Here is a 731-nt window from a genome sequence, read left to right as displayed (position 1 = left end):
GCGAGGAAGGCGGCGAGCTGCTTGCCGCCCTCGCCCTCGTCCTTGACGACCGTGCCCGCGGTCCGCGCCGGACGCGCCGCCACCGACTCGACCGCCGTCCACGAACCCGCCAGACCGACCTCGTCCGCCTCGATGCCCAGGTCGTCCAGGTCCAGCGACTGCACCGGCTTCTTCTTCGCCGCCATGATCCCCTTGAACGAGGGGTAACGGGCCTCACCCGACTGGTCCGTCACCGAGACCACGGCCGGCAGCGGAGCCTCGACCAGCTCGGTCGCCGCGTCACCGTCCCGACGGCCCTTCACCACACCGCCCTCGACCGACACCTCCGACAGCAGCGTCACCTGCGGCACACCCAGACGCTCCGCCAGCAGCGCCGGCAGCACACCCATCGTGCCGTCCGTCGACGCCATGCCACCGATCACCAGGTCGAACCCGGTCCGCTCCAGCGCCTTCGCCAGGATCGCCGACGTCCCGATCACGTCCGTACCGTGGATGTCGTCGTCGTTCACGTGCACGGCCTTGTCCGCACCCATCGACAGCGCCTTGCGCAGCGCGTCCTTGGCATCGTCCGGGCCCACCGTCAGCACCGTCACCTCGGCGCCCTCGTTCGCCTCCGCGATCCGCAGCGCCTGCTCCACGCCGTACTCGTCCAGCTCCGACAGGAGGCCGTCCACGCCCTCCCGGTCGGTGGTGTGGTCGTCCGCGAAACGACGGTCACCCGTCGCGTCCGG

Annotated in this window: 1 protein-coding gene; it reads right to left on the bottom strand. The window is 71.3% G+C overall.

The window, feature by feature from the left end; all coding sequences use genetic code 11:
• On the bottom strand, positions 1 to 731 hold a 731-nt coding region (locus tag KS423_RS46650; RefSeq protein ID WP_224285681.1), incomplete at both ends, for an electron transfer flavoprotein subunit beta/FixA family protein.

The sequence above is a fragment of the Streptomyces sp. LS1784 genome, from assembly GCF_020103755.1.
Classification (GTDB): domain Bacteria; phylum Actinomycetota; class Actinomycetes; order Streptomycetales; family Streptomycetaceae; genus Kitasatospora.
The sequence above is the reverse complement of the archived record's forward strand: the minus strand, read 5'-3'. Positions and strand labels throughout refer to the sequence as shown.